This is a genomic window from Pseudoselenomonas ruminantium, assembly GCF_900104055.1.
GTDB classification, from domain to species: domain Bacteria; phylum Bacillota; class Negativicutes; order Selenomonadales; family Selenomonadaceae; genus Selenomonas_A; species Selenomonas_A ruminantium_C.
The window spans coordinates 40,888-66,721 of sequence record NZ_FNJQ01000002.1; the positions used below are offsets into that span (position 1 = coordinate 40,888).

The following is a 25,834-nucleotide window of genomic DNA, read 5'->3' on the forward strand; positions in this document are numbered from 1 at the left end:
GGGGGCGTACGGAAATACCGCAAATATAGTGGTATCCATAATTTATGAATCTGAAAACAGTTACGAAGCGTTCCGGCCATACAGTGCCATACAATCGCGAGAAAATCTATAACGCCATTGCCGGCGCCAATAACGACGGCGGTAAAAAAATGACGGAAAAGGATATCGATGAAGTCACCAGCCAGGTGGAGTGGGATATCCAGAACCGCGAAAACGTCAGCGTGGAAGAAATCCAGGATATCGTTGAACAGGAACTCATGAAATATGACTTCTACGATATCGCCAAGAAATACATCACCTACCGTCAGAAGCATGCCGAGCGCCGTATCGCGCAGAAACATCTGATGTCCTCTTATAAGGATATCTTCTTTGCCGATGCCGTGGATGTGGACTCCAAGCGCGACAACGCCAATATCAACACCGATGCTTCCATGGGCATCATGCTGAAGCTGGGCGCCGAAGGGGCCAAGCATTTTGTGGATAACTATGTGCTGACCGATGAATTCCGCGAGGCCGACAAGGAGAACTGGATTCATATCCATGACAAGGATTTCTCCCTGATCACCTTCAACTGCTGCCAGATTGACCTGTTGAAGCTCTTCAAGGGCGGCTTCTCCACGGGGCATGGCTTCCTGCGTGAGCCGAATTCCATCCGCTCCTATGCATCTCTGGCTGCGATTGCCATCCAGTCCAACCAGAATGATATGTTCGGCGGCCAGTCCATCAATGCCTTCGACTATGCGATGGCTGATGGTGTGCGCAAGTCTTTCCGCAAGGCCGTGATTTCCGAGGCACATAAGGCCTTGATGTACCAGTTCGACACCCATGATTTCGGTACGGAAAAGGAATTCAAGACGCACTTCAAACCGGCCATGGATTTCGCTGCTTGCAGCTATACGGAATCCCAGGAAGATCCCCGGGCTGTTGAATCCGTAGAGGCCATCAAGAAGGCGCTGGAAACGGTGCTTAGCGAAACTTACCAGCTGCCCACTGAGGAAGCAGAACGTCTGGCCCGCAATATTTACCGCATGGCCTGCGCCGATGTGGTGGAGGAAACCCATCAGGCCATGGAAGCGATGATCCACAACTTCAACACGCTCCATAGCCGTGCCGGTGCGCAGGTGCCCTTCAGCTCCCTGAACTACGGCATGGACACGAGCCCTGAAGGGCGGCTGGCCACCCGTGAGGTGCTCAATGCCATCTGGGCAGGCCTGGGCAACGGCGAAACGCCGATTTTCCCGATTTCCGTGTTCCAGCTCAAGGCTGGTGTCAACTACAATCCCGAAGATCCAAATTACGACCTGTTCCAGCAGGCCTGTGAGACCAGTGCCAAGCGCCTGTTCCCGAACTTCGTGAACATCGATGCTCCTTACAATCTCCAGTATTACAAGCCCGGTGACTATAATTCCACCGTGGCAACCATGGGCTGCCGCACGCGTGTCATGAGCAATGTCAATGGTCCGGAAGAATCCGGAAGCCGCGGCAACTTTGCTTTCACGACGCTGAACCTGCCGAAATTTGCCCTCGAAGCCAAAGGCGATATGGACAAATTCTGGCAGCTGCTGGATAAGTACATCGACATCAGCCATGACTACATCCTGGCCCGTCTCGATGTCATTGCTGAAAAGCATGTCTACAACTACCCGTTCCTGATGGGGCAGGGTGTCTGGATGGACAGCGAGAAGCTCAAAGCCGACGACAGCATCAAGGACGTGCTGAAGCATGCTTCCTATTCCATCGGCTTCTGCGGCCTGGCTGAATGCCTCAAGGCCCTGGTCGGCAAACATCACGGCGAAAGTGAAGAAGCCCAGCAGCTGGGGCTCAAGATCGTGGGCCATATCCGTGAGCGCGTGGATCAGTACACTGCTGACGAGCATATGAACTGGACCTGCTTCGGCACTCCGGCAGAATCCACTGCCGGCCAGTTCCAGCGTTCCAACCGCAAGACCTACGGCGTGATCGAGGGCATCACGGACCGGGATTACATGACCAACTCCAGCCATGTGCCCGTTTACTATCCCATCAAGGCCATCGACAAGATCCGCATCGAAGCGCCTTACCATGCTTTGGAGAATGCCGGCCATATCGCCTATATCGAAATGGACGGCGATCCCACGAAGAACGTCAAAGCCTTCGAGCGTCTCGTTCGTGCCATGCACGATGCCGACATGGGTTACTTCTCCATCAACCACCCCGTGGACCGCGATCCTGTCTGCGGCTATACCGGTTTGATTGAAAACGAATGCCCCCACTGCCACCGCAGGGAAGTAGAGAGCGGCCGCTTCACCATCAAACGCATGAAGTAAATAAGATTTTCCTGACTGCTCAGTTTATCGGAAAGATAGACTGAGCAGTTTTTAGATAAATGAAGATAATTTTTTTATTTTATCCGACCTATGGCAAAAATATTCTAATTGCGCTATAATGTTACACTGTAGTGTAATATAGTAAGGAAGGCTGTAAAGTGAAAGAATTACTAAAGAAAATGCATATCTGGATGGACGAGTACATGCATCGCTTTGTTACGGATGACGAAGAAGTCATGCAGGGCATCCGGATCAAGATGGAGCATACCGGCTATGTTACGGCTATTGCCCGGGAGCTTGCGCAGCATTTGCAGCTCAGTGAGCATGATGTGCAGCTGGCGGAAATCATGGGGCTCTTTCATGATGTAGGGCGGTTCCGGCAGTACAGCATCTATAAGACTTTCAATGATGCGCAGTCGGAAGACCATGCGGATCTGGGACTGAAGGTGCTGGCCGAGGAAATGCCGTATATGGCCGACCTGTCGGCGGAAGATGCTGAGCTCGTGCGCTATGCGATAAAGTATCATAATAAGAAGGAAATCCCCGCTGACGCTGCAGGCAAGAAACTGCTCTTTGCGCGGCTCTTGCGTGATGCGGACAAGCTGGATATCTATCGGGTCTTGTCGCCGTTCCTGGACCCGGATAAGGCCGATCAGGCGCCAAAATTCATCCGGGCAGATGCCAGCCAGCTGATCAGTCCGGACTTTATGGTGGCTTTTAAGGAAGGCCAGCAGGCGGATTATCATATGCTGAAAACTCTGGGGGACCGCAAGTTGGTGCGCCTGTTGTGGGTTTATGATGTGAATTTTGCCTGGACACTGCAGAAGATGGTGGAACGTGGTTATATCCAGAAGGTTATCGACCATCTGCCGGAGCAGGAAGGCGTTGACGTGGGCGTAAAGCGCATGTGGAATTATATTGAAGAAAAATGTGCGGCTGCGGATGTAATCTGACCGCCTTTTAGAAGGAGAGAATATCATGGCAGAGAATACGACAATCGCCAATAACTTTGTGCAGAATGCGATTGAGGAAGACCAGAAGAATGGGAAATACACGGAAGGAATCCATACCCGTTTCCCACCTGAACCAAACGGCTATCTGCATATCGGTCATGCCAAGTCTATTTGCCTGAACTTTGGTCTGGCAGAATACAACCATGGCCTTTGCAACCTGCGTTTTGACGATACGAATCCGACGAAGGAAGACACGGAATATGTGGACTCCATTCAGGAAGATATTCGCTGGCTGGGCTTCAGCTGGCAGAAGCGCATGTTCTATGCGTCCGATTACTTCGACAAACTTTATGACTATGCCGTGGAGCTCATCAAAAAAGGTCTGGCCTATGTGGATGATTTGACGGCTGAGCAGATCAAGGAATACCGCGGCACGCTGACCGAGCCGGGCAAGGAAAGCCCTTACCGCAACCGCAGCGTGGAGGAAAACCTCGACTTGTTCGCCCGCATGAAGGCCGGGGAATTTGCCGATGGGGAAAAGGTGCTGCGCGCCAAGATTGATATGGCTTCGCCGAATATGGTGATGCGCGATACGGTCATCTACCGCATTGCCCATGCGCATCATCATCGCACGGGAGACAAATGGTGCATCTATCCGATGTATGACTTTGCGCATCCGCTGTCCGATGCCATCGAGGGCATCACGCATTCCGTCTGCACGTTGGAGTTCGAGGAACATCGTCCGTTCTATGACTGGCTGCTGGAAAATCTGGACTTTGATGTGAACACGCGTCCCCGTCAGATCGAGTTTGCCCGCCTGAACCTCACGAACACCGTGACGAGCAAGCGCAAACTGCGTCAGCTCGTGGAAGAGGGGCATGTGCGCGGTTGGGACGATCCCCGTATGCCGACCATCTCCGGCTTGCGCCGCCGCGGCTTCACGCCGGCAGCCCTGCGCAAGTTCTGTGAGGAAATCGGTGTGGCCAAGGGCAACAGCCTCGTGGATGTCGCGATGCTGGAATCCTGCGTGCGCGCGGACCTCAACGAAAATGCGGACCGCATCATGGCGGTACTGCGCCCGCTGAAGGTCGTGATCACGAACTATCCGGAGGATCAGGAAGAGTGGCTGCTGGCAGACAACAATCCGATTCATGGCGGCCATCGCTTCGTACCGTTCTCCCGTGAGCTCTATATCGAGCAGGATGATTTCATGGAAGAGGCACCGAAGAAGTTCTTCCGTCTGAAGCCGGGTGGGGAAGTGCGTCTCAAGCATGCTTACATCATCAAATGTGAGGAAGTCATCAAAGATGAAGCCGGCAATGTGGTGGAACTGCGCTGCACGGCTGACCTCGAATCCAAGACCGGCGGTGCTACGGCCGGCCGCAAGATCAAAGGTACCATCCATTGGGTAGCCGCCAAGACGGCTGTGCCCGCCGAAGTACGGCTCTATGATTATTTGCTGGAAACCGATGAGAACGGGAACCTGCCCGCTGACTTTATCGGTGCTCTCAATAAAAATTCCTTGGAAGTCATTGAAAATGCCTTAGTGGAACCCAGCGTGAAGCTGCAGGCAGCAGGCAAGCATTATCAGTTCCTGCGCACAGGCTATTTCGTGATTGACCCGGATACCACGCCGGACAAGCTGGTTTTCAACCGCGTGGTCGGCCTCAAAGATACCTGGGCTAAGGAAAAGAACAAATAATCCTACAGAGAAAGAAGTGAAGATACTTTGGAAAGCAGTACAATGATTGCAATCGTTATCTTCGTGGCAGCTTATGCCCTGATTATCTCCGAGAAGGTACACCGTACCATCGTGGGTATCTTTGGCGCCATGCTGATGATCCTCTTCGGCATCATCAGCCAGGAGACGGCAATCCATCACATTGACTTTAATACATTGGGCCTGCTGATGGGCATGATGATTATCGTCAATATCACGAGTGAAACGGGCCTGTTCAATTTCCTGGCCATCTGGGCGGCCAAGAAAGTCAAGGCCAAGCCGGTAGCCCTGCTGGTGGCTTTGTCCGCCATCACGGCTGTATGCTCGGCCTTGCTCGATAACGTGACCACGGTGCTTCTCACCGTGCCCATCACGTTCAGCATCACATCGCAGCTGAAAGTAGATGTGAAGCCCTATCTGATGGCGCAGATCATTTCCTCCAATATCGGCGGTACGGCTACCCTTATCGGTGACCCGCCGAACATCATGATCGGCAGTGCCGTGGGGCTGAGCTTTATGGATTTTCTCCAGAACATGACGCTGGTATCCGTGGTCATCTTCATCGTGGTGCAGGCGGTGCTCGTGGCAATCTATGGCAGTAAGCTCAAGACTACGCCGGAGCTGCAGGATAAGGTCATGCGGCTCAATGCCAAGAGCCAGATTGCGGACAAGGCGCTGCTGAAAAAATGCCTGGCCGTTATCTTCTTCACCATCACCCTGTTCACTTTGCATGGTGCCCTGGGGCTCGAAACGGCTACGGCAGCTCTTACTGGTGCGGGCCTGCTGCTGCTGATTACTTACACGCGCAATGAGGCTATGATTGCCAAGGTGCTCTCCAAGGTAGAGTGGCTGGCCATCTTCTTCTTTGCCGGTCTGTTCGTGCTGGTTGGCGCGCTGGTGGAGACAGGCGTCATCAAGGCGATGGCGGCAGAGGCACTGACTGTGACCAATGGCAATGTGCCCATGACGGCGATGTTGATTCTTTGGATGAGTGCTTTCGCTTCGGCCTTTATCGATAACATTCCTTTTGTGGCTACGTTGATTCCGTTGATTCAGGATATGGGGCAGATGGGCCTTAGCAACCTCGAACCCATGTGGTGGAGTTTGGCATTGGGCGCCTGCTTGGGCGGCAATGGTACCCTGATCGGTGCTTCCGCTAACGTTGTCGTGGCTTCTTTGGCCGCACAGCATGGCAAGCAGATCTCCTTCATCGGCTTTATGAAGGTTGCCTTCCCGGTGATGATCCTGACCATTATCCTGGCCAATATCTACATCTGGATCTGGCATCTGTAATCTTTTGGAAAAAAATTAAAAAAAGCCCTTTACAAGGTGCGTCCAATGTAGTATTATATTACTTGTTCGGGACGTAGCGCAGTTTGGTAGCGCGCTTCCTTGGGGTGGAAGAGGTCGTGGGTTCAAATCCCGTCGTTCCGACCATTTAGTAAATTCGAGAGCTGTTCTTTGGAACAGCTCTTTTCTTTTAATGAATCAGGTAAGGAGAAAGCATCAATGAGTATTTTGAACGTTTCCCATTTATCCCACAGCTATGGCGGCCGGGAGATTTTTGAGGACGTTAGTTTCCGTCTGCTGAAGGGCGAGCATGTAGCGCTCGTCGGGGCCAATGGTGAGGGCAAGTCCACGTTTCTTTCCATTATCACCGGTCAGTTGACGCCGGATGCCGGTACCGTTGAATGGGCGCGCCGGGTGAAGGTAGGTTACTTAGACCAGCATGCGGTCCTGAAACCGGGCATGACCATCCGTGATACCCTGCGCACGGCCTTTGATGATATGGTGAAGGCGGAGCAGGAAATGCTGGCAGCCTACGACAAGATGGGGGATGCCACGCCGGAGGAAATGGATGCGCTGATGCGGGATGTGGGCGATATCCAGGATATGCTCGAGGCTGGCAGCTACTATACCATTGATGCGCGCATCGAGGAAGTGGCCGGCGGTTTGGGGCTTAGGGATATTGGCCTCGATAAACAGGTGGATGAACTCTCCGGCGGTCAGCGCACAAAGGTCCTGCTGACGAAGCTGCTGCTGCAGAACCCTGAGATCTTGATTCTCGACGAGCCCACCAACTATCTGGACGTGGAGCATATCAACTGGCTCCGGAATTATCTTGTGAACTATGAGAATGCATTTATCCTCGTGTCCCATGACGTGCCGTTCCTCAATGCCGTGACCAACGTGATCTATCATGTGGACAATCTGCATCTCGACCGCTATACGGGCAGCTATGAGAAGTTTGAGGAAATGGCAGCCCTAAAGCGCCGTCAGGAAGAAGCAGCCTACGAGCGCCAGCAGGCGGAAATCAAGAAGGAGCAGGACTTTATCCAGCGCAACAAGGCAAGAGTGGCTACCCGCGGCATGGCCAACAGCCGCCAGAAGAAGCTGGACAAGATGGAAGTGCTCACGAAGCGTCAGGAGAAGCCGAAACCGCATTTCAACTTCCAGTCTGACCGCACGCCTTCCCGTTTCGTGATTGAAGCCAAACGCCTGGTGCTGGGCTATGATACGGCGCTCACGAGCCCTGTGGATATCCAGATCGAGCGCGGCAAGAAGATTGCCATCCGCGGTACGAATGGTCTGGGTAAGTCCACCCTGCTCAAGACGCTGCTCGGGATGATCAAGCCTATCAGCGGCAAGATTGAGCAGGGCGAGTTTGTCAGCGTGGGCTACTTCGAACAGGAGAGCGCTGCAGGCAATCAGAACACGGCCCTGGAAGAAGTTTGGCAGGAATATCCCGGCATGACCAATTTTGAAGTGCGGGCGGCGCTGGCTTCCTGTGGCCTGACCAATGACCATATCACGACCAAGATGCTGGCCCTGTCGGGCGGTGAGGCAGCCAAGGTGCGTCTCTGCAAGATCATGCAGAAGCCCGTGAACCTGCTGGTGCTGGACGAGCCGACCAACCATCTGGATGTGGAGGCCAAGAAGGAACTCAAGCGCGCCATCAAGGAATACAAGGGCACTGTACTTCTCGTTTCCCATGAACCGGATTTCTACGAGGATTTCGTGGATTCGGTCTGGAATATCGAGCGCTGGACGACGAAAATTATTTGATTATAGTGGCCTGTGACACAGCAGGAAAAAATACGCTGATAGAGAATTTACACAGTAGAGATTCCTATCAGCGATTTTTTGTGCCCAAACAAGGACGGTGGAAAAGATGCTTCTGGGACGAAAGCTTCATATAAAAGAAATTATTAGATTTTTGCTAATATTTATGGTGATAGTGGGCGTATGCCAGCTGCCGATGCAGACGGCTGTATCGATGGAATTTTTCCCGCATCGTCAGACCGTACGGGTGGGCTTTTATCGCATGTCCGGTTACCATGCCATTGCTCCGGATGGACACCGCTATGGGTATGGCTATGATTATCTGCATCTGATCAGCCGTTACATGGACTGGCGTTATGAATATATAGGCTATGAAAAAGGCTGGCTGGATATGTTCGCGATGCTGGATTCAGGCGAGATCGACCTGATCACGGCTGCGCAGAAGACGCCGGAACGGGCGGTAAAATATATCTTTTCGGATAAGCCCATGGCGTATAGCTCCTTGATGATGACGACGCTGGAATCGAACAAGAAGTACCATCCTGGCAGTCCGGCGACCTATGATGGCATGCGGGTGGGGCTGCTGAAAGGGAATATGCGCAGTGTGGAGTTCATCAAGTTTGCGGAGGAAAATGGTTTCAGTTATACGCCGGTGTATTATGACAGCATAACCAAGGAAGAGGACGGTCTGCGGAGCGGTGAGGTGGATGCCATTGTCACCAGCAGCAAGCGGATCCTGCATGATGAGAAGATTTTGGAACTGCGGAGTCCTACGCCCTTGTATGCCGTTTCGACACCGGATAAAAAAGACATCATCAAGGCTATCGATATTGCCCAATATAAATTGTCCAGCCTTGATCCGGGCTGGGAAGTGGCCTTGTCCAGCCGTTACTATGCTGATGTGTCCGGCCGGATGATGGCCTTGTCACCGGACAGTCAGGCCTTTTTGCAGGGCCTCAAGGATTCCGGGAGGGTATTCCGTGTCGTCATGATGCCGAATGCCAATCCTTATGCCTATTTTGATAAGAATGGCAGGGCACAGGGCATCCTGCCGGATATTTTTGCCTTGATTGCCAAGACGGCCGGCATCCGTTATGAAATCATACCTGCGGCCAATCAGGCAGAATATGAGCGTCTCTTACAGGATGAGAAGACGGATATTATACTGGGGATGAGCGCGAACTTCTATGAAGCGGAAAAGGTGGACTATAAGCTGACGCAGGCAATCCTGCGTTCCTCGATTGTCCAGTTGTCGCTGAAAAATAAAGATGTCGAAGGCAAGATCGGCATGACCGCTAATCTGAAACGGAAACTGACCATGGTCGGGCGTTTGCCGGAAAACGCAACCCGGCAGAATTATGATACCCCCGAGGAAGCTGTGGCAGCCCTCAAAGCCGGGAAATGTTCCAGCGTTTATATGCTGGAGCTTATCGGGGAGAAGTATGTCAACATGAACAAGCATAACAGCTTGCGCATCAGCATTGTCCCCAATCAGAATCTGGATATGCGTCTGGGAATCCGGGCTGCCTACGACCACCGGCTCTTTGAAGTGCTGTCAGCAGCAATGCCGCCGATTGGTTCGCCTGCGGTACAGAATATCATCTATCGGCATACGGCGATACATGCCCGGGAAATGACCTGGGAAGAAATGATTTACAGTTATCCGTTGCAATTCATTTTGCTGGCCATCCTGTTGGTCATGCTGGCTGGTCTGGCCATGGTTACACTGATCCGCAATAATGCCGCCCGTCAGGACGAAAAGCGGCGTCAGGAAGTGGATGCGGTGATGAGTTACGTATGCCGGCTCAACGAGATGGTGGTGAAGGTCGATCTGCGCACCAGTACGGCTACCGAGTACCATATTGACCGGGATGGCCGTGTCTTCGTGGATATCCTGCCCCATAGCATTGAACGCTACACGAATTATCTGCATCCTGATGATAAGGTGAAATTCATGGAGGGCGGCCAGTATTGGAATGAAATGCATAATGCCTTCCAGGAAAAGCGTATTTACTACTGTGAGGTGCGCAAACAGTCAGAGGGCGGTATATACCGCTTCTTTTCCTGCCGTTTCCAGCCTTATTTCCAGAAAGGCGAGCTGGTGGGGTTCTATTTTTACCGGCAGGATATCGATGATGAACGGCGGCAGGAAATCAGCCAAAGGGAAGCACTGACCAATGCGTTGGAAATGGCCCGTCATGCCAGTGAGGCCAAGGGGGATTTCCTCTCCCGGATGAGCCATGAGATCCGCACACCGCTCAATGCCATTATCGGTTACTTGATGTTGGGTTCCCAGGAAAATAACACGGAGGAAGATCTGCGTCAGGTCATCGGCAAGAGCCAGATTGCTGCGCATCATCTGCTGGGGCTGATCAATGATATCCTGGACCTGTCATCCATTGAGCAGGGCAAGCTGCAGCTGGCACAGGACGAATTCTCGTTGAAGGATATGGTGGCGGAGATCCAGGCTATCTTCAATGGGCAGTTGCAGCAGAAGAATATAACGCTGAATATTGATGAACAGGGAGTACAGCATTTCTGCCTGAAGGGCGATTACATGCGCATCAAGCAGGTGCTCATGAATATCTTCTCCAATGCGGTGAAATTCACGCCGGATGAGGGCACGATAAGCCTGGTCATGAAACAGGTCCTGCGGCCGAACAATGTGTTCATCACGACCTTTGAGATCACGGACTCCGGCATTGGCATGAGCAAGGAATACCTCGACAATATCTTCAAACCCTTCGAGCAGGAAAGTGCCAAGGTAGCACGGCGCTATGGCGGCAGCGGTCTGGGGCTGGCCATCAGCCAGAATCTGGTCAAGATGATGCAGGGCTCCATCGAGGTGCGCAGCACGCAGGGCGTCGGAACCAGCTTCTATGTCTCCCTGCCGTTGCAGGCGGTGAAGGAGCTGACGGAGGAAGCCGAAGAAAAAGCGGCAGAAGTGATTTCCTTCGCTGGGATACGCCTGCTGCTCGTGGAAGATAACGAAATGAACCGGGAGATTGCCGAGACCATCCTGGAACAGCATGGTTTTGTCATCGATACGGCGGTTGACGGTCAGGATGCGGTGGATAAATTCACTGCCGAGCCCGCTGGCACCTACAAGGCCATCCTGATGGATGTGCAGATGCCGGTCCTCGATGGCTATGGTGCGACCAAGGCTATCCGCCGCAGCAGCCATCCGGAGGCGGAGACGATTCCCATCATTGCGGTGACCGCCGATGTCTTCACCGATGATGTGGCCAGAGTCATGGCCTGCGGCATGAACGACTATCTGAGCAAGCCCATCGATTTTGACAAATTGCTGGCCAAGCTGCGGAAATATATGTAAACGAAAAAGTTGACCAGTCAAAAATTGACTGGTCAACTTAAAGCCTATGTGATTATCAGCCGAAATAACGATCTAGCAGGCCTTTGAAGCCGCGGCCATGACGGGCTTCATCCTTGCACATCTCGTGAACCGTATCATGAACGGCATCGAGATTGAGTTGTTTAGCCAGCGTAGCCAGCTCCTTCTTGCCAGCGCAGGCACCGTGTTCGGCATCTACACGCATGGTCAGGTTCTTCTTCGTGCTGTTGGTCAGGACTTCGCCGAGCAGTTCCGCAAATTTTGCTGCGTGTTCGGCTTCTTCCCAAGCATAGCGCTTGAAAGCTTCGGCGATTTCCGGATAACCTTCGCGGTCAGCCTGACGGCTCATAGCCAGATACATGCCAACTTCTGAGCATTCGCCCGTGAAGTTCTGGCGCAGGCCTTCGAGGATGCGGGGATCTACATCCTTGGCCGTACCTACATGATGTTCATCGGCGTAGTTCATTTCACCGCTCTGTTCCACAAACTTGGAGGCAGGCGCTTTACAGATCGGACATACATCCGGTGCTGCATCGCCTTCATGAACATAACCGCAAACCGTACAAACAAATTTCTTCATAATATAAACCTCCTAAAATATATTGCACATTGATGATACTCAATTATATGGTGTGCTCATCACCATGCCTTAATTATAGGGGACAGTGGGCAAAAGATAAATGACTATATTTAGCTGTTTAAATAAAATAACTCATAAATTCTTGCGATTATAGCTATTTTCTACGAATTACATAGTTTATTAAGATTATTATCAACGGATAATGATTATAGATTACTGCGCCCAAATTTATATGGTAAAATGGGCATAATAGTGTTACAATGAAAAAGATAATGTTTAATTCTTATACAAGGAGAAAGGAAACTATGTTTACCTGTATGACAAGTTCTCCCGAGGAAACTGGTCACCTAGCCGAGCTGGTGGGGCAGAAGATTCGGGAAGGAACCGTGCTTTGCCTGGAGGGCGACTTAGGGGCGGGCAAGACTTTGTTCGTGCAAAGTTTGGCCAGAACCCTGGGCGTCGAGGGAGATGTGACGAGTCCGACATTCAATCTGATGAATGTATATGAAGGGATTTGCCGCATTTACCATTTTGACCTCTACCGGCTGGAAACAGAAGAAGAACTGGATGATATCGGCTTTTATGAATACACGGAGGAGCCGGAGGGAATCGTGGTCATTGAATGGCCGGATAAGTTCCCGGAATCGCTGCCAGATGATTACATTGAAGTGAGGATTCGCAAGTTAGGCGAAGACAGCAATGAACGGCAGATTGATTTTTCCAGTATCGGCGAGAAGAATCAGGAGTTTATAAAGGAGTTGGAAGACTTTGTCCATACTGGCCATTGATACAGCTACGCAGGTTTCGAGCGTGGCGGTGGCTAAGGAGAGGCGGCTGCTTTCCGAGCTGACCATGCAAGGCAAGCTCACGCATTCGGAAACGCTGCTTCCCCATATTGAAAGTGCATTGAAGATGGCCGCAACGGCCAAAGAAGATCTAGAGGGGATTGCCATCAGCATTGGCCCGGGTTCCTTCACGGGATTGCGTATTGGGCTCGCGGCGGCCAAGGCCATGAGCTATGCCCTGAACATTCCCCTGGTGGGCGTGTCGACCTTGAAGGCGCTGGCCTATCAGTTGCCTGTGCCGGGCGTGCGCCTCATGTGCCTGCTCGATGCCCAGAAAGGCAATGCCTATGTCGAAAGTTATCGCTGGGAGCAGGATGAACTGCAGGTTGTGGAAACCGTCAGGGTGGCAAAAATCAGCGATATCGTTGCTGCCGCTGGTAAGCTTGATGAGCAGGTAATTCTCTTAGGGGATGCCGTGCAGAAGAAGATTGCGGGCAAGCTGGAATTGCCCGCAAATGTCCGCGTGGCGATGCCGCATCTGGTGATGCCGCGGGCGGCTTGTGTGGCGATGCTGGGACAACGCGAACTGGCGGCTGGCCATGTGGATAATGTGATGGACTTAGAGCCGGTCTATATCCGCCGTAGTGAGGCGGAAGTGCTCTGGGAAAAACGCCATCCGGAAGAAGCCAAGGCCACGAAGCCAACGGAAGAAATGTAAGTGAATCAGATTAGCGTATAAGAATGCGAGGAGATGTAATGGACGCTGTTCCTTTAGATAGTACCAATACGGAGCAAATCGAATTTCGGGAGATGGCTCCCGAGGATGCCGATGCGGTGGAAATCGTGGAAAAGGCTTGCTTTGCCATTCCTTGGTCAAGGGAGTCCTTCTGGAAGGAAGCCCAGAATGAGAACACTTTGTATCTGCTGGCTTTGGATGGTGAACGGGTTATCGGCTACGTGGGCTGCTGGATTTCCTATGAGGAGGCGCAGGTCACCAATGTGGCCATCCTACCGGCTTACCGGGGCAGGCGTATCGGTACCCGGATGTTCGGTGAGCTGATCGACCGCATCAAGGAAAAGGGCGTTACGGCGCTCACCTTGGAGGTGCGTCCCACCAATGCGCCGGCGTTGGCACTTTACAAGGGCTATGGCTTCAAGGAAGCGGGCCGTCGTCCGAAATACTATCAGGATAACGGCGAAGATGCCATCATCATGTGGAATACGAAACTTTGATTGTAAATAAAGGTGACGAGTAGTTTTTATGGAGAAGAAAAAGGAAGAACTGCTGACGCTGGCGATTGAGTCCAGCTGCGATGAGACTTCGGCAGCAGTTTTGCGGGGCGGACGGGAGATACTCTCTAACATCATCTCCACGCAGATTCCCATTCATCAGAAATTTGGCGGGGTGGTTCCGGAAATCGCCTCCCGCAAACATATCGTGAATATCATGCCGGTGATTGACGAGTGCCTGCGCGAAGCGAAGGTGGAACTCAAGGATATCGACCAAGTTGCCGTGACCTATGGGCCGGGGTTGGTCGGTGCGCTGCTTGTGGGTGTATCGGCGGCAAAATCGCTGGCGTTCTCGTTGGGCAAGCCGTTGATTGGCGTCAATCATCTGGAGGGACATATCTTTGCTAACTTCCTGGCCACGCCGAATCTGGAGCCGCCGTTTATGGCGCTCGTGGTATCCGGCGGGCATACGGCACTCGTGGATGTGCAGGGCTATAATCGCTTCCGCATGATGGGGCAGACGCGCGATGATGCGGCGGGCGAAGCCTTCGACAAGATTGCCCGAGTGATGGGCCTGCCGTATCCTGGCGGCCCGCGTATCGATGCACTGGCCAAAGAGGGCAATCCCATGGCCATTGATTTCCCGCAGGCATTGACGGAGAAGGGCAATTATGAGTTCAGCTTCAGCGGTCTCAAGTCGGCCGTGCTCAACTACATCAATAGCGAGAAGATGAAGGGGCATGAGCTCAACAAGGCCGATATTGCGGCTTCCTTCCAGCGTTCGGTGATTGAAGTGCTGGTGGGCAAGGCCTTCCAGGCCGTCAAAGAGGCGGGCCGTGATACGCTGGTATTGGCCGGTGGTGTGGCTGCCAACAGCGGTTTGGAAGCACGGCTCCGCGAAGAAGCCGAAAAACGCGGCGTACGCTTCCTCTATCCGAGCAAGATCCTGTGTACCGATAATGCAGCCATGATTGGCTGCCGTGGGTACTATCAGGCACTCGACGGCGGGTACAGCGATTTGTATCTCAATGCTGTGCCGGGGCTTAGTTTGACAGATAAGTAAATAAGTTACGTTCCAATGGCGGAACAGAGATATTTTTCACGCTGTTAAGATGTGGGGAAGGAATATCTCTGTTCCGTTGTGCTATATTTTAGAGGATATTATGAATAAAGATTTTTTGCTAACCAACAAACAAAAGAATATGCTCGACCGCTTAAAGCAGATTCTGCCATTCGTGGCCGACTTGTCCCATGGGCACACGACCATCTATATTCAGGAGGAAGCGGGCAGAAAGCTTCGTCTGCTTGCCCATGCCAATCCGCATACGGTCTATATGCAGACGGCAACGGAACTGGACGAAACAGTCGTGGATGCGATTTCCGAACCGTTGGTCACCGAAGGCTTCCAATCCTCGCAGTTCGTCCATGGCAAGCGGGAGCAGGACTATGGGCACTTTATCGATATGTATGTATTCCCCATCGTGGATAATAATCAGGTCATTGCCGTGATCAGCATCGAAGTGGACAAGGAACATCTGAATATCGATGATTTCTCTCAGCTGATCCGGACGACGCGGGACGTGCTGGATTATGCGGTCAAGGATGTGGATCTCGCACCATTTATTCCCTTGTCGGCCAGTGATGGCATCATCATCACGGATCAGTTCAGCCGCATCATCTTTGCCAGTGCGGCGGCACAGCGAATCTATCGGGTGCTTGGCGTGGGCAGTCTCAAGGGCTGTCATCTGTTTGACCGGCAATTGACGCGTCATGTGACACGGGAGGCCTTTGAGCGGGAGCGGCCCTGGCAGAAGGAGCTTACGGCGGGCGGCTTGTACCTGATCCGGCGGCAGATCGATCTGCAGGCTGGGGGGACGCTTTTGCGGCGGATCGTGGTGCTCTCGGATCTGACGGAAGTCCGGGCCAAGGAGCAGGAAATCCGCATCAAGTCGGCGGTAATCCAGGAAATCCATCATCGTGTCAAGAACAACCTGCAGACGGTGGCCAGCCTGCTGCGCTTGCAGGCTCGGCGCAGCGGTTCGGAAGAAGTGAAGTCAGCTTTGTCGGAAAGCGTCAATCGGGTGCTTTCCATTGCGGCCGTGCATGATTTCCTCTCCCGTCAGCAGGACGAGAGCATGGATCTGCAGCAGGTGATGACGGAGATCTTTGCACAGGTCAGGGCCAGCATGGTGGCGACGGATTTTGAGCTGCGGCAGGAATTTTGCGGCGAGTCCGTGAACCTGCCGCCGAAATACGCCAGCTCACTGGCGCTGGTGCTCAATGAACTCATCATCAATGCTGTGGAACATGCCTTTGCCGGACGGCAGGCGGGACTGGTCGGTTTGCAGGTGGAACTGGCCGATGAGTTGAAGCTGGATTTCTATGATGATGGTTGTGGCCTGCCGGAAGATTTTTCCACGCAAAAGCGCCGCTCGCTGGGGCTCTCCATCATTCGCACCTTGATTGAAGGAGACTTGGGGGGCAGCTTCCGGCTGGAAAATGATGCGAGCGGCCGGGGAACCCATGCTTATATCGTATTGCCGAAGCCGGAATTGAGAGGACAGGTTGTAGCTAGTTTGGAGGAATGAGTTATGCAGGGGAAGAATAAGTCATTGCGTGTAGTCATTGCCGATAATGAATCCATTATCCGTCTGGATATCCGGGAAATGCTCGAAGATGCCGGCCATGAGGTGGTGGGGGAAGCCATCAATGGACGCAAGGCGGTGGAACTCACGCGCCAGCACCATCCGGATCTCGTGCTCATGGATATCAAGATGCCGGAGATGGACGGTATCACAGCGGCCAGGAAGATCTACGAGACCAAGATTGCGCCGGTGATTCTGCTCACGGCGTTCAGTCAGGCCGATATCGTGGAGAAAGCCAAGGATTCCGGCGTATTAGGGTATCTCGTGAAACCCGTGCAGGAAAGCCAGCTGTTCCCTGCCATTGAGATTGCATTGTCCCGTTGGCAGGAGATGCAGGGGTTAGAAGATGAGCTGGAAAAGCTCAAGGATTCCCTCGAATCCCGCAAACTCATCGACCGGGCCAAGGGCATCATCATGGCAGCGCACAAGCTTGGCGAACAGGAGGCCTATCGCCGCATCCAGCAATACGCTATGCAGAAGCGGGTGCCCATCAAGGATGTGGCCCAGTCCATCATCAAAGCCGCCGGAGGAAAAGCCTGATGGAAGCGGCCCTGACAGATGTGCAGGACACACTGTTTTCCCTGCAGGATAATAAGTATCGGGATTTTCAGGCGAAACTGATTCCCACAGTGCCCCAGGAAAATATTATCGGTGTGCGGACACCGGCTTTGCGGCAGCTGGCCAGGAAGATCTATCAGGCAGGGCAGGAGAAAAGCTTTTTGTCTGCTCTGCCGCATCGTTACTTCGAGGAAAATCAGATGCATGCGTTCATCATCAGCCTGCTGCCGGATTATGAGCAATGCGCAGCTGCAGTCGGAGTGTTTTTGCCCTATGTGGATAACTGGGCGACTTGCGACCAGATGTCGCCGAAGGTGTTCAGGAAGCACCGGCAGGAGCTGGCAGTGCAGATAAAAGAATGGCTGGCCGCGGAGCCCGTGTATGGCAGGCGGTTTGCCATCAAGATGCTGATGGATCATTTCCTCGATGAGGATTTTTCGCCGGCGTATATGGAGCTGGTGGCAGAGTTGCGTTCCAATGAATATTACATCAACATGATGATTGCCTGGTATTTTGCCACGGCGCTGGCCAAACAGCCGGAAGCGGCCATGCCGTTCATAGAGGGGAAGCGGCTGGCTGACTGGACGCATAACAAGGCCATCCAGAAGGCCTGCGAGAGCCGCCGTATCAGTCCGGAGATGAAGGTGGCCTTACGGAAATTAAAAATTTGCTGATTGTGATTGCAGAAAGATAAGAGGGCGGTTGACGCTCTCTTTTATTTGTAGTAAACTTGTCTAATGAGTGTTTAGAAGCAGATTGGGGAGGTATCGGCGTGGCCGAAAAGATTGATATATTGGGTGTCAGAGTAGATCCTGTCACGATGACTCAAGCGGTAGCTCAGGTTGAGGGCTACATGGATGAGAAGAAGAATGTCCTGATTGCCACGGCGAATGCCGAAATGATCATGCGGGCAACCCATGATACGGAGCTGAAAGACATCTTGAATGCAGCGGCGCTGGTTGTGCCGGACGGTGCCGGTACCGTGTGGGCAGCACACCATCTGGGCTATGAGATGCCAGAGCGCGTGGCCGGTTATGATCTGGCCCAGGAACTGATGCGCATTGCTCCGTCCAAGAAGCAGCGCGTGTTCTTCTTCGGTTCCGCGCCTGGCGTGGCAGAAAAAGCCAAGGCCAAGGCGGAAGCGCTTTATCCCGGGATTGAGATCGTGGGTACCCGTGATGGTTACTTCAAACCCGAGGATGAGCCGGCCATCATCGAGGAAATCAAGGCGGCCAAGCCGGATCTGTTGCTGGCAGCGCTTGGTGTGCCCAAGCAGGAAAAATGGCTCTATGCGCATCTGCAGGAATTGAATGTACCGGTATCTATTGGTGTAGGTGGTACGCTGGATGTTATGGCGGGCGTGATGAAGCGTGCTCCGTACTGGATGCAGAAGGCCAAGCTGGAATGGCTGTTCCGCGGCCTGTTGCAGCCCAAACGGGCTGGCCGCTTGATGGCACTGCCGAAGTTCGTGTTGAAAGTGCATGGCTATAAATCCCGCCGTGCGTAATCTTATGTTTTATAATCAGGAGGTGGGGGCTTGACTCCTATTATTTCCGAGGGCTATCCTTTCATTGGTGCCTGCTTTTTCCTGGCACTGCTGGTGGGGTTCTCCATCAGTCCGTATGCAGCGGTGATTCCCCTCGTGCTGATGTTTTACTTTTGTTATTTCTTCCGCAATCCCAAGCGGGAAATCACGCAGGATGAAGATGTGATCCTCTCTCCGGCAGATGGTACGGTCACGGATATCGTGCCCATGGAGACGGATGAATTCGTCAAAGAACCCTGCAACAAGGTCATTATCTTCATGTCCGTGTTCAATGTGCATGTGAACCGCAGTCCGATCCGCGGGAAAATCAAGCTGCAGAAGTATTTCTGCGGCCGCTTCCGTCCTGCCTATAAGGATACAGTGGGCTTCGAGAACGAGCACCATGTATTGGGGATTGAGAATGAGCGCATCCGCATCAGCGTGAAGCAGATTGCGGGTATCCTGGCGCGCCGTATCGTGTCCTTCGTGACGCTCGATGACGAGATGCAGCAGGGCGAGCTCTATGGTATGATAAAATTCGGTTCCTGCCTGGAAGTTGTTATGCCGAAGAATGTAGAGATCACCGTGACCAAGGGGCAGAAGGTTTCTGGCGGTTTGACTGTTTTGGGGAGGATTAAAGACTGATGGATTACAGACGTTTTTTACCGAATCTATGCACGTCCATGAACCTGGTGTTCGGCATGTGCTCCATACTGGCAACCTATGAAAAAGATTTTGTCTGGGCTTCGCTTTTCATCCTGCTGGCGTTGGTCGCTGATGGCCTTGACGGCCGCACGGCACGCTTCTTTGGCGTGTCCAGCGAGATGGGCAAGGAGATGGACTCTCTCTGTGACCTTGGTTCCTTCGGTATTGCGCCGGCATTCTTAGCCTGGGCCTTTGTGCTGCAGAATCATGGCCTGCTGGGCATGGCGGTCGTGATCATCTTCGCAGTCTGCGGCATGTGGCGTCTGGCACGCTTCAATGTCAACGCTGATGTGGTGCATGGTTACTTCATGGGCCTGGCCATTCCGGCGGGCGGCAATATCGTGGCGATGACCACGTTGCTCTTCGTGAGCCTGGGGGTTGATCCCATGAGCTTTGGCCTCGCTTATCCCATCATCATGGCCATCGTAGGCTATCTGATGGTCAGCCATGTGCATTACCCGAACTTCAAGGGGGACGGCGCGGAACCCATCTACATGGTGACGAAGATTTTTGCTTTGGTCATGTTTGCTGCCATCCTGTGGCTGGGGCGCGAAGCCTTGTTGCCGGCTGTAGCCGTAGCAGTATTCTGCACCTATGGGGCGGCTGGCATCCTCAATACAATAATTGCTTTGTTTGCAAAGGAAGGCTGATGATTTTTGACACATCCATTTGACATCATCATGGTGCCGATGCAGATTATGATTTTCCTCTTTACCTTGTACTTCTTCATCATTGGTTTCTGCGGCATGTGGCGGCGGAAAGAACACAAGGTAAAGACGCCGAAGAAAACCTTCGCACTGGTGGTGGCGGCACATAATGAGTCCGCCGTTATCGGCCAGCTGGTGGAAAACCTCGGCCAGCTCAACTACCCCAAGGATATGTACGATATCCATGTGGTAGCGGATAACTGCGACGACAATACCGCAGAGGTGGCGGCCAATGCCGGAGCCATCGTCCATGAGCGCACCCATCCGACGAAAAAGAGCAAGGGCTATGCCCTCGACTGGATGTTTGACCGCCTGTTCAAGATGGACAAGGAATACGATGCCGTCTGCGTCTTCGATGCGGACAACCTCGTGCATCCCCAGTTCCTGATGGAAATGAACAATCGCCTCTGCAAGGGCGATAAGGTTATCCAGTGCTATATGGATGCCAAGAACCCTTACGATACCTGGGTGGCCGGTACCTTTGCTATCGCGTTCTGGGTAATCTGCCATATCTCCCATCTGGCCAAGTCCAATATCGGCCTATCCGCCTGCCTGGGCGGCACGGGCATGTGCTTTGACATGGAAATCCTCAAGCGTCACGGCTGGCAGGCAACCTGCCTGACCGAGGATATGGAATTCACCATGAAGTGCATGGCCGAAGGCATCAAGACCAGCTGGGCTCATGATGCCATCATCTACGATGAGAAACCGCTGACCTTCAAGCAGTCCTGGAATCAGCGCCGCCGTTGGGCGCAGGGACAGTTCGATGTGGGTAACCGCTTCATTCCCAAGATGCTCAAAGCGGGTTGGAAGCACAAGGACATCCGCATGTGGGATGAATGTATCTATTTGATGCAGCCTCACTTCCTGATGATTTCGACCATCTTCATCATCATCAGCTACATCCAGCTGGCATTCCCACCTTTCTATACCAACATCTACAACTTCATGCCATCCCAGCTTATGACGGCAATCATGCTCGGTCAGTACATCCTGCCCATGATCATCCTGATCAAGATTCGGGCCAAATGGAAGTCCTGGCTTTACATGTTGCTCTATCCCGTGTTCATCTACTCCTGGATTCCCATAATCTTCCTGGGCTTCATCCATCGTAACGAACACGAATGGAGCCATACCAAGCATACGCGAGCTATGAGCATGAACGATATTGTGGGCAATGTGAAGAATACCAAAGATATTGTGAAGTAAATGTAAAGCCTTCCCATAGGGGAGGCTTTTTGAACATGAAAGGAAGTAAATATGTATACGTTAAAAGTCGAGGGCGCCTTTGAGGCAGCCCATCATGTGGCCGGTTATCCCGGCAAATGTGCGCGGCTGCATGGCCATAACTGGGTGGTGGAAGCCGTCGTCAAGGGGCGCGAGCTGGACGAGCTGGGCATGCTGGTGGACTTTAAGGTTATCAAGCAGACCTTGAAGGATACCTTGGAGCGTTTTGACCATCGTTACCTCAACGAACTGGAACCATTCAACAGCGGCGTGAATCCCACGGCGGAGAATCTGGCCCGCATCATCTTCGAGGAGCTGGCTGGTCATGAAATCTTCCAGCGGGACAGCCAACTGGCGGCCATCACCGTCTTCGAGTCGCCGAAATCCAGTGTGACTTATACGAGGGACTAAGCATGAAAGAAAATCTGATTGAAATCTTTTCCTCCATTCAGGGGGAGGGGAAATACGTGGGCTGCCGTCAGGTCTTCGTGCGCCTTGAGGGCTGCAATCTGGACTGCAGTTACTGTGATACGGAGAATGCGCCCGGCAGCCATCCTCAGTGCGAAGTGGAAACCTATGCGGGCAGCCGGGAGTTTGCCAAGTTGCCTAATCCCCGCTCGGCAGAACAGGTCGCCATGGAAATCAACCGTCTCTGCAAGGAAGTACCGCATCAGGCGGTAAGCTTCACGGGCGGTGAGCCCCTGCTGCATGCAGACTTTATCCGGGAAGTAGCCAAGGAAGTGGAAGTGCCCATCTTTATGGAAACCAACGGCACCTTGTACAAACAGCTGGAGAGTATCATCGATATCACGGATATCATCAGCATGGACATCAAGCTGCCCAGCATCGTGAGCCAGCCACAGTGGGAAGCGCATCGGAAGTTTATCGAAATCGCGAAAGCCAAAGATTTATATATCAAACTGGTGGTGGCAGATGAAACCACTGAGGAAGAATTCCGCAAGGCCATTGATTTGGTGGCGGAAACTGCCCCGGAAACGCTGTTCATCATCCAGCCGGTAACGCCTTACGGCGGCTGCAAGGCCGCCAGCCCGGAAAAAATCCTGATGTGCCAGAACTATGCGCTGACAAAACTCAAGGATGTACGGGTGATTCCTCAGACGCACAAAATGATCGGGCAGATTTGATTTTGCTTTCCGCCCGGCACTAAAATTTCATAAACCCTTACACGACAAGGCTCTACGGATATTTTCGCAGAGCCTTGTCGTGTGTTTTTTGGTGCAGGTTTGTCCAAGAGGCTGGCCAGCTCCATGCGCACGTAAATAACATCATTGTCAGTTGAAATAATCTTCAAAAAAAGCTTAATTTAACCAATATCTAATATTACTTTGTTAGCATGGGGGTGGAGGTGTTGAAATGGTAGCCCTGTTATTCCTGTTGTTCTTAATGTTGCTGTTCCTTGTATTTTGCCTTATCATTTTCTTTGGCTGGAAATTCGCCAGACGGACCTGGCCCCAACTGAGCCGGGTACAGACTGCGTTAATCATGACGGCTGTCATATTCACAGGTATAGCGGTCGTCATAGCAGCGATGATATATGAATTCTTTAACATACTCAGCCATCTTCCCCATGGCTGAGCTTCCGGATATTTCACCCCTATTGTCAATTGCGGAAATGCAGGGGATACGCTAAGATATATAAGAAACAGATGTAAAACTGAGGTGATTGCATTGGTAAAACTGACAGGCTATTACCAGCTGCCGGGCACATTGCCGCAGCCGGTGGATTTTGAGGACTTGTTCGACAAATCGTTCATGCGCAAGTATACAAACTACCGTACCTTCGAGAAATTCCTGCAAGGCGGCAAGTTCCACATCACGTCGCAACAATATTTTGAGGCCTTGCCCGAAGAACAGATGGACAAACATGTAATGAAGACCACACGCTTTAGCAGCTGGAAGGAAATGATTGACTTTGCGACGGATATCTATGCGCGGAGGCAGATGCAGCGATAAAGGAGAAGATTTTTGTGGCATCCAAGGCTTGCCGCGGCGGTCCACTGACTCGAAAGAGCCAACGGACCGCCTTTGTTGTGGGCTGTGTTATTTCATAGCCCTTCTTAAAGTCAAAACCGGATATCTCACAGTAAACGAATAGGCCAGAAAGGGGCGATGAAAAATGTCCAAGAAAATATTTATGATAGCAGCACTCTTCATAACCGCAGTTCTGGCTACGGTGGTATTTGCCTCTCCGTTTTGGGGGACGGAACAGGACAGACAAAGTGAAAGGGACGCCGCACAGGCAGCAAACAGCAGGCTGTGTGCCGTAGAGGAATCTGTCGAAAAGAATACACGGGAGGTTTCGGAAAACAAGAACCCCCATTACCACGGCCCCAAAACGGCCTGGGTTATAGAAGTATTCAAGGACTATGGTGATGAGAAGAAGTCGATGTGCAAGGAAACCGTGTCGAGTGATACCGCCGAGATAAAAGAAGACGGCAGTAAGGTATATCATACGGAACACTTTACCATCATACAGCCCCCATCGGTAATGCAGGAAACTATCATAAAGGCTGAAAACGCTCCTGCCTGCGAGGGAACTATCACAGGGGAATACAAAGTACATATGTCGGAGCACGTTCGCACGATTACTGTTCCCGAAAACAAGTCTGTTATTTACGTGACACTTACTATCGAGTATCGGGAGCCTGTTCCGGGCCAGAAATAGACTTTTTCGACAAGGGGTTGTTGTCGTGTGTTTTTAAGGGAGATTTAATCTCTTTGTGAGAATCGGATGGTACGATAATACCATAAACGGATCTATGTCTGAGGAGGCGGGTATTATGGATGGGAATCACCCGATGGCGTCATTGCTGAGTCTTGCTGTCATGATTTTTGTGTCAATGATCCTTCCGAAGTTTGGGAACGGAAACACGGATCATGATAGTGATGATAACAGTTATTATGATGACTATACAGGAGATTATGGCGGCAGCGACAGCAGCTGTGACAGTGATGGAAGTGACAGCTGTGACGATTGAAAATGGATAGAGGGAAAAGCCAAGCGGGCGGCTGACCGGTCAATTTGACTAGTCAGCCGCCCGCTTTATAGATAAGGTGATTTTCAAGATTTATTAAGCGTTCATAAGCGGGGATGGTTCTTTCTTGGCAGGAGCAGGTTCCCGGAATCTGTCTACGATGGTGGCGCAGGCAGCGTCGCCGGTGATGTTGACGGCAGTGCGCAGCATATCGAAGATACGGTCAACGCCAAAGAGAATGGGCAGGGCATCGATGGGGATGCCAGCGGAAACCAGTACGGCTACCACGAGGAGTGTCGGACCTGGGACGCCAGCCTGCCCCACAGCACCCAGCGTGCTGGTGATGATGATGGCGATGTACTGGGGCAGGGAAAGCTCCATGCCGTACATCTGGGCGATGAACGTGGCGGCCATGGCATAGTATGCGGCATTGCCGTTCATATTGATGGTGGCGCCTAGAGGCAGGGCAAAGGAGGTGGTTTCCTTCGATACGCCCAACTCTGTAGTGGCCGTGTTCATATTGAGCGGCAAGGTGGCGATGGAAGAGGCCGTGGAGAAGGCAAATATCTGTACCTTCCACATGCTCTTGAAGAATTGCTTATAGGTGGTGCAGCGAGAGAACATGGCGACACTGCCGCCAATCATGCCGTAGGTGACGATGGCCAGCACCACGACATAGAGGAGGATCAGATAGAGGATCTTCGTGAGCACGGCGTAACCGAAGGTGCCGGTGGCATCTGCCATCAGGCAGAATACGCCGACAGGAGCCACAAACATGATGCCCGTCATGACTTTGATGAATAATTCCGTCAGGTAGTTGAAGAAGTTCAGCACATAATTGCGTTTGTGCTCTTCCAGATACGTGGCGGCAAAGCCCATGAACAGAGCAAAGACGATGATCTGCAGGATATTGCCGTCAACCAGAGCCTGAAAAGGATTGGTGGGGACAAAACCGGTCACGGTCTCCCAGAAGCCGGGAATCTGCGTGCTTTCTTCCATATGTTCAACCGAAATGGCAGCTTCCGACAGCGTGGCCATTTCAATGCCCCGTCCTGGCTGGAAGATTTCGCTGGCGGCAAGGCCGAGTGCCACGGCTACGGCCGTCGTGATCCCATAGTAGGCAAAAGTCAAAAGGCCGATCTTACCGGCACTGCTGGATCTTCCCAGAGAGGCAGCTCCGCCAATCAGGGAAAAGAGCACCAGTGGTACGACTACCATCTTGATGAGCTGCATGAAGAGATTGCCCATGGGCGCCAGCATCTGCGCGTCTTTCCCCAGAACCAGGCCGGTGACGGCACCCAGGACGGTAGCCCCGATAATCCAAATCCCCAGCTTATCGAGGCTGCTGTGTTTCTTTTCTGACATAAATAACCCTCCCAAATTTTTCTCCAACCGTGTTACATAGAAAGCCGCATGCATACCCCGGAGGATATGGCATGCGGCTTCGTTGCACGATTTATGATGTTTACATTGTAACACTTT

The 25,834-nt window shown here is 52.4% G+C and carries 24 protein-coding genes and 1 tRNA gene; 23 read left to right on the plus strand and 2 right to left on the minus strand.

The window, feature by feature from the left end; genetic code table 11:
• Positions 1–44: 44 nt before the first annotated feature.
• The 7 genes from BLQ59_RS01110 to BLQ59_RS01140 all read left to right on the plus strand — a co-directional run bounded on the left by BLQ59_RS01110 (position 45) and on the right by BLQ59_RS01140 (position 11,376).
• On the plus strand, positions 45–2,306 hold the full coding sequence (locus BLQ59_RS01110; RefSeq protein WP_074570955.1) for an anaerobic ribonucleoside triphosphate reductase: 2,262 nt from the start codon (positions 45–47) through the stop codon (positions 2,304–2,306).
• Positions 2,307–2,464: 158 nt separating this feature from the next.
• Positions 2,465–3,259, plus strand: coding sequence for an HD domain-containing protein (locus BLQ59_RS01115; protein WP_074570957.1), 795 nt, complete (start codon positions 2,465–2,467; stop codon positions 3,257–3,259).
• A 25-nt stretch (positions 3,260–3,284) separates the two neighbouring features.
• The gene (locus BLQ59_RS01120; RefSeq protein ID WP_074570959.1) at positions 3,285–4,961 is read left to right on the plus strand and encodes a glutamine--tRNA ligase/YqeY domain fusion protein; all 1,677 of its coding nucleotides are present in this window, start codon (positions 3,285–3,287) and stop codon (positions 4,959–4,961) included.
• Between the two features lie 42 nt (positions 4,962–5,003).
• The gene (locus tag BLQ59_RS01125) at positions 5,004–6,272 is read left to right on the plus strand and encodes an ArsB/NhaD family transporter (protein ID WP_074570962.1); all 1,269 of its coding nucleotides are present in this window, start codon (positions 5,004–5,006) and stop codon (positions 6,270–6,272) included.
• A 67-nt stretch (positions 6,273–6,339) separates the two neighbouring features.
• Positions 6,340–6,416: transfer RNA gene (locus BLQ59_RS01130), tRNA-Pro, on the plus strand.
• 72 nt (positions 6,417–6,488) lie between these two features.
• On the plus strand, positions 6,489–8,045 hold the full coding sequence (locus tag BLQ59_RS01135) for an ABC-F family ATP-binding cassette domain-containing protein (protein ID WP_074570964.1): 1,557 nt from the start codon (positions 6,489–6,491) through the stop codon (positions 8,043–8,045).
• 163 nt (positions 8,046–8,208) lie between these two features.
• Entirely contained in the window at positions 8,209–11,376 is a 3,168-nt protein-coding gene (locus BLQ59_RS01140) for an ATP-binding protein (RefSeq protein WP_074570967.1), read from the plus strand.
• A 55-nt stretch (positions 11,377–11,431) separates the two neighbouring features.
• On the opposite strand, the gene BLQ59_RS01145 is transcribed toward BLQ59_RS01140, so the two are convergent.
• Positions 11,432–11,974: an NADH peroxidase gene (locus BLQ59_RS01145; RefSeq protein ID WP_074570970.1), complete on the minus strand. Its 543-nt coding sequence runs from the start codon at positions 11,972–11,974 to the stop codon at positions 11,432–11,434.
• 305 nt (positions 11,975–12,279) lie between these two features.
• Here BLQ59_RS01145 and tsaE point away from each other — a divergent pair, with 305 nt between their 5' ends.
• The 16 genes from tsaE to BLQ59_RS01230 all read left to right on the plus strand — a co-directional run bounded on the left by tsaE (position 12,280) and on the right by BLQ59_RS01230 (position 24,355).
• Complete coding sequence (tsaE, locus tag BLQ59_RS01150) at positions 12,280–12,762, plus strand: tRNA (adenosine(37)-N6)-threonylcarbamoyltransferase complex ATPase subunit type 1 TsaE (RefSeq protein WP_074570973.1); 483 nt, start codon at positions 12,280–12,282, stop codon at positions 12,760–12,762.
• Complete coding sequence (gene tsaB / locus BLQ59_RS01155) at positions 12,743–13,477, plus strand: tRNA (adenosine(37)-N6)-threonylcarbamoyltransferase complex dimerization subunit type 1 TsaB (RefSeq protein WP_074570975.1); 735 nt, start codon at positions 12,743–12,745, stop codon at positions 13,475–13,477. The genes tsaE and tsaB overlap by 20 nt, the downstream gene beginning before the upstream one ends.
• 23 nt (positions 13,478–13,500) lie before the next feature.
• Entirely contained in the window at positions 13,501–13,992 is a 492-nt protein-coding gene (gene rimI, locus BLQ59_RS01160; protein ID WP_256324565.1) for a ribosomal protein S18-alanine N-acetyltransferase, read from the plus strand.
• A 28-nt stretch (positions 13,993–14,020) separates the two neighbouring features.
• Entirely contained in the window at positions 14,021–15,052 is a 1,032-nt protein-coding gene (tsaD, locus tag BLQ59_RS01165; RefSeq protein WP_074570980.1) for a tRNA (adenosine(37)-N6)-threonylcarbamoyltransferase complex transferase subunit TsaD, read from the plus strand.
• A 100-nt stretch (positions 15,053–15,152) separates the two neighbouring features.
• Entirely contained in the window at positions 15,153–16,577 is a 1,425-nt protein-coding gene (locus BLQ59_RS01170) for a sensor histidine kinase (protein WP_074570982.1), read from the plus strand.
• Positions 16,578–16,580: 3 nt separating this feature from the next.
• On the plus strand, positions 16,581–17,174 hold the full coding sequence (locus BLQ59_RS01175) for an ANTAR domain-containing response regulator (RefSeq protein ID WP_074570984.1): 594 nt from the start codon (positions 16,581–16,583) through the stop codon (positions 17,172–17,174).
• Positions 17,174–17,866 carry a DNA alkylation repair protein gene (locus tag BLQ59_RS01180; RefSeq protein WP_074570986.1) on the plus strand — a complete coding sequence of 231 codons (693 nt, stop codon included), beginning with the start codon at positions 17,174–17,176 and terminating at the stop codon, positions 17,864–17,866. Before BLQ59_RS01175 ends, BLQ59_RS01180 begins: the two co-directional genes overlap by 1 nt.
• Before the next feature lie 146 nt (positions 17,867–18,012).
• Positions 18,013–18,699, plus strand: a complete 687-nt coding sequence (locus BLQ59_RS01185) for a WecB/TagA/CpsF family glycosyltransferase (RefSeq protein WP_371118263.1) — start codon at positions 18,013–18,015, stop codon at positions 18,697–18,699.
• A gap of 30 nt (positions 18,700–18,729) precedes the next feature.
• A complete protein-coding gene (locus tag BLQ59_RS01190) occupies positions 18,730–19,362 on the plus strand; it encodes a phosphatidylserine decarboxylase family protein (protein ID WP_074570994.1) in 633 nt (210 codons plus the stop codon).
• Positions 19,362–20,072 (plus strand): CDP-diacylglycerol--serine O-phosphatidyltransferase, encoded by a 711-nt coding sequence (gene pssA / locus BLQ59_RS01195; RefSeq protein ID WP_074570997.1) that lies wholly within the window; start codon positions 19,362–19,364, stop codon positions 20,070–20,072. Before BLQ59_RS01190 ends, pssA begins: the two co-directional genes overlap by 1 nt.
• 30 nt (positions 20,073–20,102) lie before the next feature.
• Positions 20,103–21,338: a glycosyltransferase family 2 protein gene (locus BLQ59_RS01200; protein ID WP_074571207.1), complete on the plus strand. Its 1,236-nt coding sequence runs from the start codon at positions 20,103–20,105 to the stop codon at positions 21,336–21,338.
• A gap of 51 nt (positions 21,339–21,389) precedes the next feature.
• On the plus strand, positions 21,390–21,767 hold the full coding sequence (gene queD, locus BLQ59_RS01205; RefSeq protein ID WP_074571000.1) for a 6-carboxytetrahydropterin synthase QueD: 378 nt from the start codon (positions 21,390–21,392) through the stop codon (positions 21,765–21,767).
• Positions 21,768–21,769: 2 nt separating this feature from the next.
• Complete coding sequence (locus tag BLQ59_RS01210) at positions 21,770–22,501, plus strand: 7-carboxy-7-deazaguanine synthase QueE (RefSeq protein WP_074571003.1); 732 nt, start codon at positions 21,770–21,772, stop codon at positions 22,499–22,501.
• A gap of 535 nt (positions 22,502–23,036) precedes the next feature.
• A complete protein-coding gene (locus BLQ59_RS01220; RefSeq protein WP_256324566.1) occupies positions 23,037–23,330 on the plus strand; it encodes a hypothetical protein in 294 nt (97 codons plus the stop codon).
• A 163-nt stretch (positions 23,331–23,493) separates the two neighbouring features.
• Entirely contained in the window at positions 23,494–24,042 is a 549-nt protein-coding gene (locus BLQ59_RS01225) for a hypothetical protein (protein ID WP_074571010.1), read from the plus strand.
• A gap of 115 nt (positions 24,043–24,157) precedes the next feature.
• The gene (locus tag BLQ59_RS01230) at positions 24,158–24,355 is read left to right on the plus strand and encodes a hypothetical protein (protein WP_074571012.1); all 198 of its coding nucleotides are present in this window, start codon (positions 24,158–24,160) and stop codon (positions 24,353–24,355) included.
• A gap of 93 nt (positions 24,356–24,448) precedes the next feature.
• Here the strand turns inward: BLQ59_RS01230 and BLQ59_RS01235 are convergent, their stop codons facing one another.
• Positions 24,449–25,717 carry a dicarboxylate/amino acid:cation symporter gene (locus BLQ59_RS01235; protein WP_074571014.1) on the minus strand — a complete coding sequence of 423 codons (1,269 nt, stop codon included), beginning with the start codon at positions 25,715–25,717 and terminating at the stop codon, positions 24,449–24,451.
• Positions 25,718–25,834 lie beyond the last annotated feature (117 nt).